Source organism: Ochrobactrum sp. BTU1 (assembly GCA_018798825.1).
Lineage (GTDB): Bacteria > Pseudomonadota > Alphaproteobacteria > Rhizobiales > Rhizobiaceae > Brucella.
Genome location: CP076354.1, coordinates 478,359 through 491,960, shown reverse-complemented (window position 1 = coordinate 491,960; position 13,602 = coordinate 478,359). Strand labels below are relative to the sequence as shown.

The window sequence follows — 13,602 nt, the reverse complement described above, 5'->3', positions numbered from 1 at the left end:
TGCCTATTCTTCATTTTAGTATTGGATTGGAGAGGGTGCTGACGGAAACGTCCGCGTTTGCTCAGGCGAAAAGCCAGAGGCCGGCCAAAGACTGACTGACCAAATGGGAATTGCCTGAAAATCTGATGACAGCGCGGCTTTTATAAAGGCAACGGGCCGCCTGCCATGCAATCGCATGGATGTTTGCACCTGCTCTAATCTCAACAAGGAGATGGGGCCGATGTATGGAATGCTGCGTACTGTTCTTTCGCATATGATCAAAACCGGGGACCTAACGGTTACCGATTCTGATGGGACTGCCAATCAGTATGGAGACAAGACCGGCGAGCCGGTTCATATCCGTTTTAATACTCGACATGCTGAACGCGCCGTAGCGCTCGACCCTGAATTGAAGCTTGCCGAATGCTTCATGGATGGCGAAATCGATTTTCTCTACGGCGATATTTACACATTGCTGAAAGTGGTTTTCGAAAACACGGGGCCAATAGCCGCCACCGAGCCTTGGATGAAGGCAGCTGGCAAATTCCGCGTGCTGTTTCGGCGTTTCCAGCAGATGAACAATCTGGCTCGCTCATCGAGCAATGTGAAAAGCCATTACGACCTTTCAGGCGCGCTTTACGATCTGTTCCTTGATCCGGACAAGCAGTATTCCTGCGCTTACTTTGAAACACCCAATACGACGCTCGCTGAGGCACAACTCGCGAAGAAGCGCCATATCGCAGCGAAACTTCTCGTCAATGAAGGCGACAAAATTCTGGATATTGGCTGCGGTTGGGGCGGCATGGGGCTTTATCTCGCCCGTTATCTCAAAGCCAATGTGACCGGTGTCACGCTTTCAGAAGAACAGCACGCTATCGCCAACAAACGCGCAGCCGAAGAAGATCTTGCGGACCGCGCCAAGTTTCAGTTGACCGATTATCGCAATATCGATGACCAGTTCGACCGGCTTGTCTCAGTAGGAATGTTCGAGCATGTCGGCGTCGGACATTTCGCTGAATATTTTCAACATGCGGCGCGCTTGCTAAAAAAAGACGGCGTCTTCCTGCTTCACGCTATTGGCCGCGCCGATGGCCCTGGCGCAACCAACCCATTCATCCGCAAATATATTTTCCCGGGTGGTTATATCCCTGCCCTCTCCGAGGTGTTGCCGCATATCGAGAAAGCAGGGCTTTATGTCACTGACATTGAAATCTTGCGGCTTCATTATGCCGAAACGCTCAAAGAATGGCGTCTTGCATTTATGGCTCGACGCGAGGAAGCCAAAGCTCTTTATGACGAACGTTTCTGCCGAATGTGGGAATTTTACCTCGCAGCCTCTGAGAGTGCATTCCGTTGGCAGAACATGATGGTGTTCCATATTCAGATTGCACATAAGCAGGAAGCCGTGCCGCTAACACGCAATTACATTGAGGCTGAGGAAAAGCGACTCAAGCGGCTCGACAGCGCGCCAAAAGGTGCCAACAGCGAGACGCAAGCACCCAAAAAAAGAGCCAAAGCTCAATAGTGCTGACATACAAAGAAAGGGGCTGCGTGAACATTCACACAGCCCCTTTCTGCTTATTCAGCTTTAGGAACACCGGCTTCCCATTTATCCCAATGGGTCGTGATTTCATCGACGACCGGAGCGCCGACGAGGTAGATATTCTTGACTGTTTCGGCAAAGCCGCCAGCGGTTTCGCCCGGTGCTGGATCAAGGTGCTGCAACGTGGTTTCGTTTGGATTGCCCTGATCGAAGTTCACGGCTCCACGCAGGCTGAGAATACGATCCGTGCCGAACTGGCGCTTGATGACGAGGGTGATCGAAGCAGCTTCCATTTCGGTGATCAAATAGTCGTCAGCGCCGTAAAGCTTTGCAATGTATTGCGCTTCTTTCGACAATCCCGGACCATGAAAGAAAGTATCACCCGTCATATGAGTGCCTTCCTTCAAAGACGGTGCTGATTGTGCAGCTTTGTCCGGATAACGCATCCGATAGGCCTGCGCTTCCTTCGAATCCTCAAGCTTCACGTCTTTGCCGAGACGCATGGCGGCAGCAACAAGATCGGGGTTGAGCTTGAAGACGCGATAGTCTTCATAACCTTTGCGCGGCATGAAGACCGGCTCGCCTGCCTTGCCTTCTTCCGGAGCCCAGCGGTGCCCAAGGTCATAATCAACAAGCCATGTCGCCCAGCTCACATCGCCAATCGTACCGCGTGAAGGTGGCGTACCGGCAACACCCGACAGGACGTAATAGCTTTTCGAGAAGTCAAAAGCCGGGTCAAGAAGAATAGCCTGCATACTGGCAGATGAGTTCACCTTGCCCATGCCAAGCACTGCGCCGCAAACACCATCATCGTTACAATAGACGGGCTTCAATGCGCCTTTCACTTCGATAGGCTTGGCATCTTTCCAATAGCGCTCATACCAGTTTTGAAATTCACCTGCGCGATCGCCGCTGTTCTCGCCGATCTCGAACATTGCAGCGATGAAGACCTTAACCTTGATCGGTTCAGCAGCTGCCGCAGGAAAAGACAGAAATGACAACGAAGCGATGGCCGCCAGCCACGCCGATATGAAACGAGAACGCATAAAAGAATCCCTCTGAGCTTGTTTCGGGTTTCGTAGCAGCAGCCATTCTGCATCACAACAAACGTCAAGTCCCGGTGCAAAAGATTGAACCGTGAACTGTGGATGCCTGTGAATCATGGTATAGCTTGTATCTTCCAGCAGGAATCACCTTGAGGCTGCGTTGCGTTTAGCTTCACTTCAGAGCTAGCTGGAGAGATCAGGGACAGGACTAGAGAATCATGGCGGAAGCGGCGGTACGCAAACTTGACGATGCGCGCGATCAAAAAGAGACGCTTTATCGGGAAGCACCCCACAACATTGAAGCAGAGCAGGCGCTTTTGGGCGCTATCCTCATCAACAACGACGCCTTTTATCGCGTTTCAGACTTTCTGAAACCGACCCATTTCTTCGAGCCCTTGCATCGCCGTATCTACGAGATCTCCACGGATCTTATCCGCGTCGGCAAGATGGCTAATCCTGTCACCATGAAAACTTTCTTGCCCAATGAGGGCAAGATCGGTGATCTGACTGTATTCCAGTATGTCGCGCGTCTCGCCACCGAAGCCGTGACCATCATCAATGCCGAAGATTATGGCCGTGCGATCTATGATCTTGCAACGCGCCGCGCTTTGATTGGCATTGGCGAAGATATGGTCAACGTCGCTTATGACGCGCCGGTTGATAATGCGCCGCAGGAACAGATCGAAGACGCCGAGCGCCGTCTGTTCGAACTTGCAGAAACGGGCCGTTATGATGGTGGTTTTCAGGCGTTCAAGGATGCCGTTACCACCGCCGTTGATATGGCGAACGCCGCTTTCATGCGCGACGGCCACCTTTCGGGTGTGTCCACGGGCATTCATACGCTTGATGGCAAAATGGGTGGTTTGCAGCCTTCCGACTTGATCATTCTTGCAGGTCGTCCGGGTATGGGTAAGACCTCGCTTGCTACGAACATCGCTTTCAACATCGCCAATGCCTATGAAGCCGAGCAGCAGGCCGATGGCACGATGAAGGCAATCAATGGCGGTGTTGTTGGCTTCTTCTCACTCGAAATGTCGGCGGAGCAGCTCGCGACCCGTATCATTTCTGAGCAAACGGAAGTGTCTTCCTCGAAGATTCGTCGCGGTGATATTACTGAATCGGATTTTGAAAAGCTGGTCGCCTGCTCACAGCATATGCAGAAGATCCCGCTTTATATCGATCAGACCGGTGGTATCTCAATTGCGCAGCTGGCAGCGCGTGCGCGTCGCCTGAAGCGCCAGCGCGGTCTCGACGTTCTGGTCATCGACTACGTTCAGCTGATGACTGGTTCCTCAAAAGCTTCGGCACAGAACCGCGTGCAGGAAATCACCGAAATTACCACGGGTCTCAAAGCGCTTGGTAAGGAACTCAATGTTCCGATCATCGCGCTATCACAGCTTTCGCGTCAGGTGGAAAGCCGTGACGACAAGCGCCCTCAGCTCTCCGATCTTCGTGAATCGGGTTCGATCGAGCAGGACGCCGACGTAGTACTTTTCGTGTTCCGTGAGGAATATTACGTTAAGAACCTCGAGCCTCGCGATGAGTTCGACCCTAAGTATGAAGAGTGGAAACAGCACTTTGAAAAAGTAAAGGGCACCGCTGACGTTATTGTTGCCAAGCAGCGTCACGGACCAACGGGTACAGTTAAACTCGCCTTCCAGGCCGAGTTCACGCGATTTGCAGATTTGGCCGAGGGATCTTATATCCCGGAGCAGTATGAATAAATCGAATGTTCCTTTTGGTCGCAATTCCGAACGGAAAACCGCTAAGCACTTTTCCTGGAATTGCTTGTATCCCGGAGCAATATGAATAGTTTTTCCGATCTTAAAGAGCGTGCTTGATGGCCAAAGCACGCATTCAGTTCATCTGCCAGAATTGTGGCGCAGTTCATACGCGCTGGGCTGGCAAGTGCGACGGCTGCGGCGAGTGGAATACACTCGTCGAAGAAGGCACCAATAGTGGCATTGGCTCCGGCCCTGGCTCCATGCTTTCAAAGCGCAAAGGCCGCGCCGTTGCCCTCACATCTTTGTCTGGCGAAATCGAAGATGCGCCTCGCATCATTTCCGGCATCAGCGAACTTGATCGCGTAACTGGCGGTGGCTTCGTCCGTGGTTCGGCTATCCTGATTGGTGGCGATCCCGGCATCGGCAAGTCAACGCTGTTGACACAAGCGGCGGCAGCTCTCGCCAATCGCGGGCACCGAATCGTCTATGTATCCGGCGAAGAAGCCGTCGCGCAGATACGTCTGCGTGCACAACGTTTAGGCGTTGCGTCTTCTTCGGTAGAACTGGCCGCCGAAACCAATGTCGAAGATATTCTTGCCACCGTTTCTGATGGCAAGCGACCTGATCTCGTTATCATTGACTCAATCCAGACGCTCTGGACTGACATGGCAGATTCCGCACCCGGTACAGTGACGCAGGTGCGTTCCTCTGCTCAAGCAATGATCCGCTATGCCAAGCAGACAGGTGCTGCGGTCGTCCTCGTTGGCCACGTCACCAAAGAAGGGCAGATCGCCGGCCCGCGCGTGGTTGAACACATGGTCGATGGCGTTCTCTATTTTGAAGGTGAAGGCGGACACCAGTACCGCATTCTACGCACGGTCAAGAACCGTTTCGGCCCGACCGATGAAATCGGCGTTTTTGAGATGTCGGATGGCGGCTTGCGCGAAGTCTCCAATCCCTCTGAACTGTTCCTTGGTGAGCGCAACGAAAAGTCGCCTGGAGCTGCTGTTTTTGCAGGCATGGAAGGCACGCGCCCGGTTCTGGTCGAGATACAGGCACTCGTGTCCCCCTCTTCGCTCGGTACACCGCGCCGTGCGGTTGTGGGCTGGGATGGAAGCCGTCTCGCGATGATTTTGGCGGTTCTCGAATCACATTGCGGCGTGCGTTTTGGCCAGCATGATGTCTATCTCAATGTGGCGGGTGGCTATCGCATCAGTGAGCCAGCGGCGGATATTGCCGTGGCTGCGGCGCTTGTTTCATCCATTGCAGGTATTGCCCTGCCCGCAGATAGTGTTTATTTCGGCGAAATCAGCCTTTCTGGTGCTGTTCGTGCGGTTTCGCATGCAGTACAGAGACTGAAGGAAGCCGAAAAGCTCGGTTTCCGGCAATCAGTAGTGCCGGGCGGAAGCAGCGAACTCTGGAAAGACCGCAACTTCGGCCTCGTAGAAACTACGGCGCTACCCGATCTTGTTGCGCGTATCGCTGCATCGGGACCGGGTAAGAAGTAAGTTTCATCTGCGACCATAAGGTTGCAGATCATTGAATTTAATGAGATTTAATAGCGGAAGGTTTCGTCAACTTTCCGCTGTTATGCTCAGCCAAGTTTGACTGCCCCGCAGGCGAAAAAGCCACGCTGCGTATAAATTAAGGACAGGCCAGAATGCCGATTACGTTACTTGATGGAATTCTACTCGGAATAACGCTGGTTTCGGCCGTTCTTGCGATGGTCCGTGGTTTTTCGCGTGAAGTGCTTTCGCTGGTCTCATGGGCCGCAGCCGCCGCCGCTGCGTATCTTTTCTATAAGCCGGTTCTGCCGTACCTCCAGCCCTATATCAACAACGAAACAATCGCGAAGATTGCAGCCGCCGGTGCGGTTTTCCTCGTGGTTCTGATCGTTGTTTCGCTGATCACCATGAAGATCGCTGATTTCATCATCGACAGTCGCATCGGTGCACTCGATCGGACGCTCGGCTTCTTGTTCGGCGCTGCACGCGGTGTTCTTCTCGTTGTTGTCGCGATGTTGTTCTTCAACTGGCTGGTGCCAACCGGCCAACCTGCATGGGTGAGCAACGCAAAATCCAAGCCAATGCTTGATTCCTTTGGCCAGCAGCTGATCGATCTTTTGCCTGCGGACCCAGAAGCGGCCATCAAGCAGTTTAAGCCAGGCCAGGAAGGTCAGGCACCTGCAACCGGCCAGCCAAGTGGCCAGACAGGCGATCAGACGGAAGCACCTGTACCGGACGATACACCGGCTGCAAACTGATCTTGAACCACCTTTTTTGAAACCGGTATGCCTAGCGCTGCCGGTTTCATCTGTTTTCAGCCTCAATCCATCCTTATATTGAGAGCTGAAAATGACGCAGGTGAAACGGACCGCTTTTAAAGTGACGCCTTTTCCTGTAAATACCGCTTTTAACAAACCGCAATCGAAAGGCCTTGCGGACGATGTTCCAACAATCGCATGACGAAACTTCCTTTATGCTGGACGATGATACGTTGCATGAAGAGTGTGGTGTATTTGGTATTCTCGGCCATGAGGACGCGGCAGCGCTGACAGCGCTTGGTCTGCACGCCCTTCAGCATCGCGGACAGGAAGCCGCCGGTATTGTTTCCTACCACAACCGCCGCTTCCATTCGGAGCGCCATATGGGGCTGGTTGGAGATCACTTCACCGATGCTTCGACGCTCAATCGTTTGCCCGGCGATCGCGCCATCGGCCATGTGCGTTATTCCACCACCGGCGAAACGATCCTGCGTAATGTACAGCCACTTTTCGCAGAGCTGGAAGTTGGCGGCATCGCGATTGCGCATAACGGCAATTTCACCAATGGCATTACGCTGCGCAAGCAGCTGATCGCGTCCGGTGCCATTTTCCAGGCAACATCGGACACCGAAGTTGTGCTGCACATGATCGCCCGTTCGCGTCAAGCTTCCTCGAGCGCGCGTTTTGTCGATGCAATCCGTCAGGTCGAAGGCGGTTATGCCATGCTGGCGCTTACGCGCACGAAGCTGATTGCGGCGCGCGACCCGGTTGGCATTCGTCCCCTCGTCATGGGCGAACTCGACGGAAAACCGATCTTCTGCTCGGAAACCTGTGCTCTCGACATTATCGGCGCGAAATATATTCGCGACGTGGAAAACGGCGAAGTCATCATCTGTGAAATCCAGAAAGATGGTTCGATCACGACTGACTGCATCAAGGCCGAAAATCCGCAACCGGAACGCCTTTGCTTGTTTGAATATGTCTACTTCGCACGTCCTGACTCGGTTGTTGGCGGTCGCAGCGTTTATGTTGCGCGCAAGAACATGGGCATGGAACTGGCGAAAGAATCGCCAATCGAAGCTGACGTGGTTGTTCCTGTGCCGGATGGCGGCACGCCGGCAGCGCTTGGCTTCGCGCAGGCCAGCGGCATTCCGTTTGAATATGGTATCATCCGCAATCACTATGTCGGTCGTACCTTCATTGAGCCAACCCAGCAGATCCGTGCACTTGGCGTGAAGCTCAAGCACTCCGCCAATCGTGCGATGATCGAAGGCAAGCGCGTTGTTCTGGTGGATGATTCCATCGTCCGTGGCACCACTTCGGTCAAGATCGTTCAGATGATCCGCGATGCAGGCGCCAAGGAAGTGCATATTCGCGTTGCAAGCCCGATGATCTTCCATCCAGACTTCTATGGCATTGACACACCGGACGGTGATAAGCTGCTGGCAAACCAGTATGATAGTCTCGAAGCGATGTGCCGCTATATCGGTGCAGATTCGCTAGAATTTCTGTCAATCGATGGACTTTATCAGGCCGTCGGTGGACAACCTCGTGATCCTAAGGCGCCCGCCTTCACCGATCACTACTTCACGGGTGAATATCCAACCCGTATTGTCGATCAGGAAGGCGAAAGCAACGTTCACACGTTGTCGCTTCTCGCTTCTAACGGCTGATCGATAGTCTTCACGCAGGCGGCTCAAAGGCCGCCTGTTTCATGTTCCTGCACGAAATTGGGGGTAGAATGACAACTGACCTTAAGGGCGACCTTACGGGCCGTATCGCCTTGGTAACAGGCGCATCACGCGGTATTGGATATTTTCTTTCGCTTGAGCTTGCAAAGCGCGGCGCTCATGTGATCGCCGTTGCACGCACTGTTGGCGGTTTGGAAGAACTTGACGACGAAATTCGTAAGATCGGTGGCACCGCGACGCTCGTTCCGCTCGACATTACCGATATGGAAGCGATTGATCGTCTCGGCGGCTCTATTCATGAGCGCTGGGGTAAACTCGATATTCTCGTTGCAAATGCTGGCGTCCTTGGCACGATTTCCCCCATCGGTCATGTCGAAGCCAAGACATTTGACAAGGTTATGAATGTCAACGTGACCAGCGTATGGCGCCTCATCCGTACCACAGACCCGCTGCTGCGTGCATCTGATGCTGGACGTGCAATTCTGCTCTCATCAGGTGTTGCTCACTCCTGCCGCGCATTCTGGGGCCCTTATGCCGCTTCCAAGGCCGCAGTCGAAGTGATGGCGCGTTGCTGGGCAGAAGAAGCAAAGCAGATGAAGCTCAAAGTCAACTCGGTTAATCCGGGCGCAACCCGCACCGCCATGCGTGCGCAGGCAATGCCAGGTGAAGATCCGGAAACTTTGCCAACACCACAGTCAGTCGCCGAGAAGATCGTCAAACTAGCCGATCCGAACCTTGATGTTACCGGCAAGCTTTACGATGTGCGTCAGGATCGCTTCCTCGACTATCATATGCCGTCCTGATTTTTGCAGATCCGGCCTTGCACGATGCCAAGGCCGGACTTATCCTTTCTAGAGCATTTCCTGTTTTGATTGAGTCATTGGAAATGCTCTATCTATTTGTTTCTACGCGCATCTTTTTCCGAAAACCGCTTCGCATTTTTCGGGATATGCTCTAAATATTCCGCTCCTGCCGACCTTTCCGGCTCATTTTAAAGCGGACCTTCCCCCTACCAGACAAGACTGTTCCTTCGCGCGCTTATGCACGCGCACATTCCCATTTTACTGGAGGACCAATGTCTCACGACTATCAACGCTTTATCATTATCAGTGGCGGACCCGGATCAGGCAAAAGCACACTCATCGATGCTCTGGAGAAGCGGGGCTTTGCACGCAGTGTCGAAGCAGGCCGCGCCATCATTCAGCATCAGGTAGAAATCGGCGGGAAAGCACTGCCATGGGCAGATCGCTCCTTGTTTGCGGAACTGATGCTTTCGTGGGAGATGCGCTCTTACGATCTTGCCGGTAACAACGAAGGACCGGTGTTCTTTGATCGCGGTGTGCCTGATGTTATCGGCTATCTCACGCTTTGTGGATTGCCGGTGCCTGAACACATTCGGCAAACAGCGTCCACGATTCGATATAACAGAACGGTGTTTCTCGCTCCACCTTGGGCAGAGATTTTTGGCCAGGACGCCGAGCGCAAACAGGACTTCGATGAGGCGAAACGCACATTCGATGCAATGGAGCAGACATATCAGCAGTTTGGATATGAAATCGCGCTCCTGCCGAAATCAACGGTTCAGAAGCGCGCAAATTTTATTCTCCAAAACTTACCGTCAGACGTCTTCTGACGGCTCGTTTTCATGAGCGGCCTTCTTATCGGCTGCTTCACGACGGTTCCATGCCAGCAGACTAAGCGGCAGAAAGGCAACATAGGCTAGCGCTGTCAGTGTCAGTGTGTGCCATGTGAAGCTCATCAGAAATGCCACATAAATCACCACCATGAGGATCAGCGGCATAACGATGTCGCGGCGCACGAGGCTACCGGCGGACTTGCCGTTATAAACCGGCAAGCGGCTGACCAGCAGGAAAGCTATGGCAACTGTGTAGATCGCAACACCGAAAGCCAGCCCCTTGCTTGGTGTCAGCCCAAGGAAGCCGAGATAGACGGGCAACAGAACCAACATGGCGCCTGCTGGTGCAGGCACGCCAATGAAGTAATTGCTCTGCCATGCAGGGCGGTTCGGATCTTCCAGCATCACGTTGAAGCGGGCAAGACGCAGGCAGCAGGCAATGGCGTAAAGCAGAGCCGCAATCCAGCCGAAGGAGCGCGCCTGATCAAGTACGAAAACATAAAGCACCAATGCCGGCGCGACGCCAAAATTGACGATATCGGCCAGCGAATCCATCTGCTCACCGAATTTCGACGAGCCTTTCATCATGCGGGCGACGCGGCCATCAATACCGTCGAGAAACGCCGCAATCAGCACCATCGTTACTGCGAGTTCAAAGCGGTGCTCAAATGCCAGACGAATGCCAGTCAGGCCTGCACAGATGGCAAGAACCGTGATGACGTTCGGAATTACGATGCGCAGAGGAATCTGCGACAGTCTTGGGCCGCGGGATGAATCCACGCGGCCATTAGGCTCGAAGGGTGGGAATGGTGTTTCCATCGGCTCAGGCGATCCGCACCACAGGTTCAACGCGTTCGCTACCGAATTCAGCAAGAACCGTTTCGCCAGCCACAGCGGTTTGGCCGACAGCAACGCGAACCGATGCACCGGCTGGCAGATAGACATCAACGCGTGAGCCGAAACGGATCAGGCCGAAGCGTTCACCGACCGAGAGATTGTCGCTTTCGCGTGACCAGCAGACGATACGGCGGGCAACCAGACCTGCGATTTGTACAACGCCGACCTTGCCGTTTGAACTGTCGATGAGAACGGAATTGCGCTCGTTTTCGGTGCTGGCCTTATCAAGTTCTGCATTGAGGAACTTGCCCGGGCGATGAAAGATCTTCTCGATACGACCTCGCACTGGCGCACGATTGATGTGAACGGAAAACACGTTCATGAACACAGACACGCGCATAAGCGGCTCTGCGCCGAGATCCAGTTCCGCTGGCGGCACTGCGGGGCCAACAAAAGAAACCTTGCCATCAGCCGGGCTGATCACAAGATCGTCGGCGATTGGCGTCACACGCTCAGGATCGCGGTAGAAATAAATGCACCAGATGGTCAGAACGAGACCAATCCAGAACAGCGGGTTCCACAGCCAGCCCAGAATGAGCGAAACCACGAAGAAGCCCGCGATAAACGGATAACCTTCACGATGGATCGGCACGAAAGTGTTGCGAATGGTATCAGACAGGCTCATCGTTTTTCCTTCTGGAACGCGGCAAGTCTCTCCGACACACCATGCGTTCTAGTGAATTATATGCGCACCGCTTTGCCGAAAATCTCCCCTGATCAACGGCACGATGCGACGCTTGGCCCGGTTTTACCTCATCCCGTTTAAAATCGAAACGTATTTCGCAATTTATTCACGACTGTCAGGGTTCGTGATCATATACTAATCCAAAGCACTAAAATGCTGAGCATCAAGCTTTGAGAAATTCATCTACGCTCAGGCCTGACCAAACACCTATGAGCAAAGGTCACAGGTGTTTGGTTTAACAAGCGATTATTTACTCAGCAGCAGGCGCACCACGCGTGACGACGCCCATGTCGTCACTTTCGCGGACCTGACGCAGGCGTTCTTCTGCCTCATCAGCCTCACGCTGACGGTTCCACATCGAAGCATAAAGACCATCCTGCTTCAGAAGCGCCCTATGCGTACCACGTTCGGCAATCAGCCCTTCCTTCAGCACGATGATTTCGTCCGCACCAATAACCGTCGACAAACGGTGCGCGATCACCAGTGTTGTGCGGCCACGGCTGACGATATCGAGCGCTGACTGAATTTCTTGCTCGGTCGCTGTATCGAGTGCCGATGTGGCCTCATCCAGAATGAGGATAGGTGGAGCTTTTAGGATCGTACGAGCAATTGCCACGCGCTGCTTTTCACCGCCTGAAAGCTTCAAGCCACGTTCGCCGACCATCGCCTGATAGCCTTCCGGCAGATGTTTGATAAAGCCGGAAATCTGCGCCATTTCGGCTGCCTTTTCCACTTCCTGATCGCTCGCATCGGTGCGACCATAACGAATGTTATAGGCTATCGTGTCATTGAAGAGCACAGTATCCTGCGGGACCATACCGATGACTTTGCGCAGGCTCTCCTGCGTTACATCGCGCACATCCTGCCCATCAATCGTCACCGAACCGGACTGAACGTCATAGAAGCGGAACAGAAGACGCGAGATCGTGGATTTACCTGCACCTGACGGGCCGACAATCGCCACCGTCTTACCCGCCGGCACTTCAAAGCTGACACCTTTGAGGATCGGACGGTTGGCGTCATAGGCGAAATGCACATCGTTGAAGCGGATTGCGCCTTTGTCCACATCAAGCGGTTCGGCGCTTGGCTTGTCCTGCACTTCCTGCTGTACATCGAGAAGGTCGAACATCTGCTCAATGTCAGTCAGGCCCTGACGGATTTCACGATAGATGAAACCGATGAAGTTGAGCGGAATGGAAAGCTGCATCAACATCGCGTTGATGAATACGAAGTCACCAAGCGACTGCGTACCCGCCTGCACTTCGCGCGCCGACATCACCATGACAATGGCCATACCGACACCGAAAATCACAGCCTGACCAAAGTTCAGCCAGCCGAGCGAAGTCCAGGTTTTTGTCGCGGCATCTTCATAGCGCGCCATCGACGCATCGAAGCGCTTGGCTTCCATCGTCTCATTGCCGAAATATTTGACCGTCTCGAAGTTGAGTAGCGAATCGATGGCCTTGGTGTTGGCATCGGTGTCGGAATCATTCATCTCGCGACGAATATTGATGCGCCAGTCACTCGCCTTGATCGTGAACCACGTATAGGCCCATACGGTTGCAGCAACTACCAGCAAGTAGGAAAAGCCATAGGCGAAGGCGAAAATCACCGCCGTCAGCGCAAACTCTAGAATGGTCGGCAACGTGTTGAGGATCGTGAAACGGACAATCGTTTCAATGCCCTTGGTGCCGCGCTCGATCACACGCGAGAGACCACCGGTGCGTCGCTCCAGATGGAAGCGGAGCGAAAGCTGGTGCATATGCACGAAGGTTTTATAGGCAAGCTGACGCACCGCATATTGGCCGACACTGGCAAACAGCGCATCGCGAAGCTGATTGAGCCCCGCCTGAATAATCTTGGCCGCATTATAGGCGAGCACCAGCATGACCGCGCCGGTAAGGATCAGCGGAATGTAATCGGGCGCTGAAAGCTGTCCGTTCAGTGCATTCGTCACCCATTTGAAGAAATAGGGAACAAGGATCAGAACGATCTTGGAAATCACCAGATAGAACGTCGCCCAAACCACGCGCATGCGCAGATCAGGGCGTTCAGATGGCCACATATAGGGCCAGAGATTTCGCAATGTTTTGAACGTTTCGCCGGAATCGGCAGAAACAGTTTTGGGGGAACTCATG

At 53.6% G+C, this 13,602-nt stretch carries 11 protein-coding genes; 7 read left to right on the top strand and 4 right to left on the bottom strand.

The window, feature by feature from the left end:
• The first annotated feature begins 220 nt into the window (after window positions 1-220).
• Window positions 221-1,504 carry a cyclopropane-fatty-acyl-phospholipid synthase family protein gene (locus KMS41_02300; GenBank protein QWK78099.1) on the top strand — a complete coding sequence of 428 codons (1,284 nt, stop codon included), beginning with the start codon at window positions 221-223 and terminating at the stop codon, window positions 1,502-1,504.
• Between the two features lie 53 nt (window positions 1,505-1,557).
• On the opposite strand, the gene KMS41_02295 is transcribed toward KMS41_02300, so the two are convergent.
• Window positions 1,558-2,568: a purine nucleoside permease gene (locus tag KMS41_02295; protein QWK78098.1), complete on the bottom strand. Its 1,011-nt coding sequence runs from the start codon at window positions 2,566-2,568 to the stop codon at window positions 1,558-1,560.
• Window positions 2,569-2,786: 218 nt separating this feature from the next.
• Between KMS41_02295 and KMS41_02290 the strand changes: the two genes are divergently transcribed.
• The 6 genes from KMS41_02290 to KMS41_02265 all read left to right on the top strand — a co-directional run bounded on the left by KMS41_02290 (window position 2,787) and on the right by KMS41_02265 (window position 9,879).
• Entirely contained in the window at window positions 2,787-4,292 is a 1,506-nt protein-coding gene (locus KMS41_02290) for a replicative DNA helicase (protein ID QWK78097.1), read from the top strand.
• Between the two features lie 116 nt (window positions 4,293-4,408).
• Window positions 4,409-5,800, top strand: a complete 1,392-nt coding sequence (gene radA / locus KMS41_02285; GenBank protein ID QWK78096.1) for a DNA repair protein RadA — start codon at window positions 4,409-4,411, stop codon at window positions 5,798-5,800.
• Between the two features lie 152 nt (window positions 5,801-5,952).
• Complete coding sequence (locus KMS41_02280; GenBank protein ID QWK78095.1) at window positions 5,953-6,555, top strand: CvpA family protein; 603 nt, start codon at window positions 5,953-5,955, stop codon at window positions 6,553-6,555.
• 182 nt (window positions 6,556-6,737) lie between these two features.
• Window positions 6,738-8,228 carry an amidophosphoribosyltransferase gene (locus KMS41_02275; protein ID QWK78094.1) on the top strand — a complete coding sequence of 497 codons (1,491 nt, stop codon included), beginning with the start codon at window positions 6,738-6,740 and terminating at the stop codon, window positions 8,226-8,228.
• Window positions 8,229-8,296: 68 nt separating this feature from the next.
• On the top strand, window positions 8,297-9,049 hold the full coding sequence (locus KMS41_02270; protein ID QWK78093.1) for an SDR family NAD(P)-dependent oxidoreductase: 753 nt from the start codon (window positions 8,297-8,299) through the stop codon (window positions 9,047-9,049).
• 272 nt (window positions 9,050-9,321) lie between these two features.
• Entirely contained in the window at window positions 9,322-9,879 is a 558-nt protein-coding gene (locus KMS41_02265) for an AAA family ATPase (GenBank protein ID QWK78092.1), read from the top strand.
• On the opposite strand, the gene pssA is transcribed toward KMS41_02265, so the two are convergent.
• The 3 genes from pssA to KMS41_02250 form a co-directional block, all read right to left on the bottom strand.
• A complete protein-coding gene (pssA, locus tag KMS41_02260) occupies window positions 9,865-10,701 on the bottom strand; it encodes a CDP-diacylglycerol--serine O-phosphatidyltransferase (GenBank protein QWK78091.1) in 837 nt (278 codons plus the stop codon). The genes KMS41_02265 and pssA overlap by 15 nt on opposite strands.
• Window positions 10,702-10,705: 4 nt before the next feature.
• Window positions 10,706-11,404, bottom strand: coding sequence for a phosphatidylserine decarboxylase (locus KMS41_02255; protein ID QWK78090.1), 699 nt, complete (start codon window positions 11,402-11,404; stop codon window positions 10,706-10,708).
• Window positions 11,405-11,714: 310 nt separating this feature from the next.
• Window positions 11,715-13,601, bottom strand: coding sequence for an ABC transporter ATP-binding protein/permease (locus KMS41_02250; GenBank protein ID QWK78089.1), 1,887 nt, complete (start codon window positions 13,599-13,601; stop codon window positions 11,715-11,717).
• Window position 13,602: the final 1 nt, after the last annotated feature.

Coding starts and splice junctions, on each gene's coding strand:
- KMS41_02270 (QWK78093.1), top strand. CDS start 8,297: ATGACAACTGACCTTAAGGGCGACCTTACGGGCCGTATCGCCTTGGTA.
- KMS41_02250 (QWK78089.1), bottom strand. CDS start 13,601: ATGAGTTCCCCCAAAACTGTTTCTGCCGATTCCGGCGAAACGTTCAAA.
- radA (QWK78096.1), top strand. CDS start 4,409: ATGGCCAAAGCACGCATTCAGTTCATCTGCCAGAATTGTGGCGCAGTT.
- KMS41_02255 (QWK78090.1), bottom strand. CDS start 11,404: ATGAGCCTGTCTGATACCATTCGCAACACTTTCGTGCCGATCCATCGT.
- KMS41_02295 (QWK78098.1), bottom strand. CDS start 2,568: ATGCGTTCTCGTTTCATATCGGCGTGGCTGGCGGCCATCGCTTCGTTG.
- KMS41_02290 (QWK78097.1), top strand. CDS start 2,787: ATGGCGGAAGCGGCGGTACGCAAACTTGACGATGCGCGCGATCAAAAA.
- KMS41_02275 (QWK78094.1), top strand. CDS start 6,738: ATGTTCCAACAATCGCATGACGAAACTTCCTTTATGCTGGACGATGAT.
- KMS41_02265 (QWK78092.1), top strand. CDS start 9,322: ATGTCTCACGACTATCAACGCTTTATCATTATCAGTGGCGGACCCGGA.
- KMS41_02280 (QWK78095.1), top strand. CDS start 5,953: ATGCCGATTACGTTACTTGATGGAATTCTACTCGGAATAACGCTGGTT.
- pssA (QWK78091.1), bottom strand. CDS start 10,701: ATGGAAACACCATTCCCACCCTTCGAGCCTAATGGCCGCGTGGATTCA.
- KMS41_02300 (QWK78099.1), top strand. CDS start 221: ATGTATGGAATGCTGCGTACTGTTCTTTCGCATATGATCAAAACCGGG.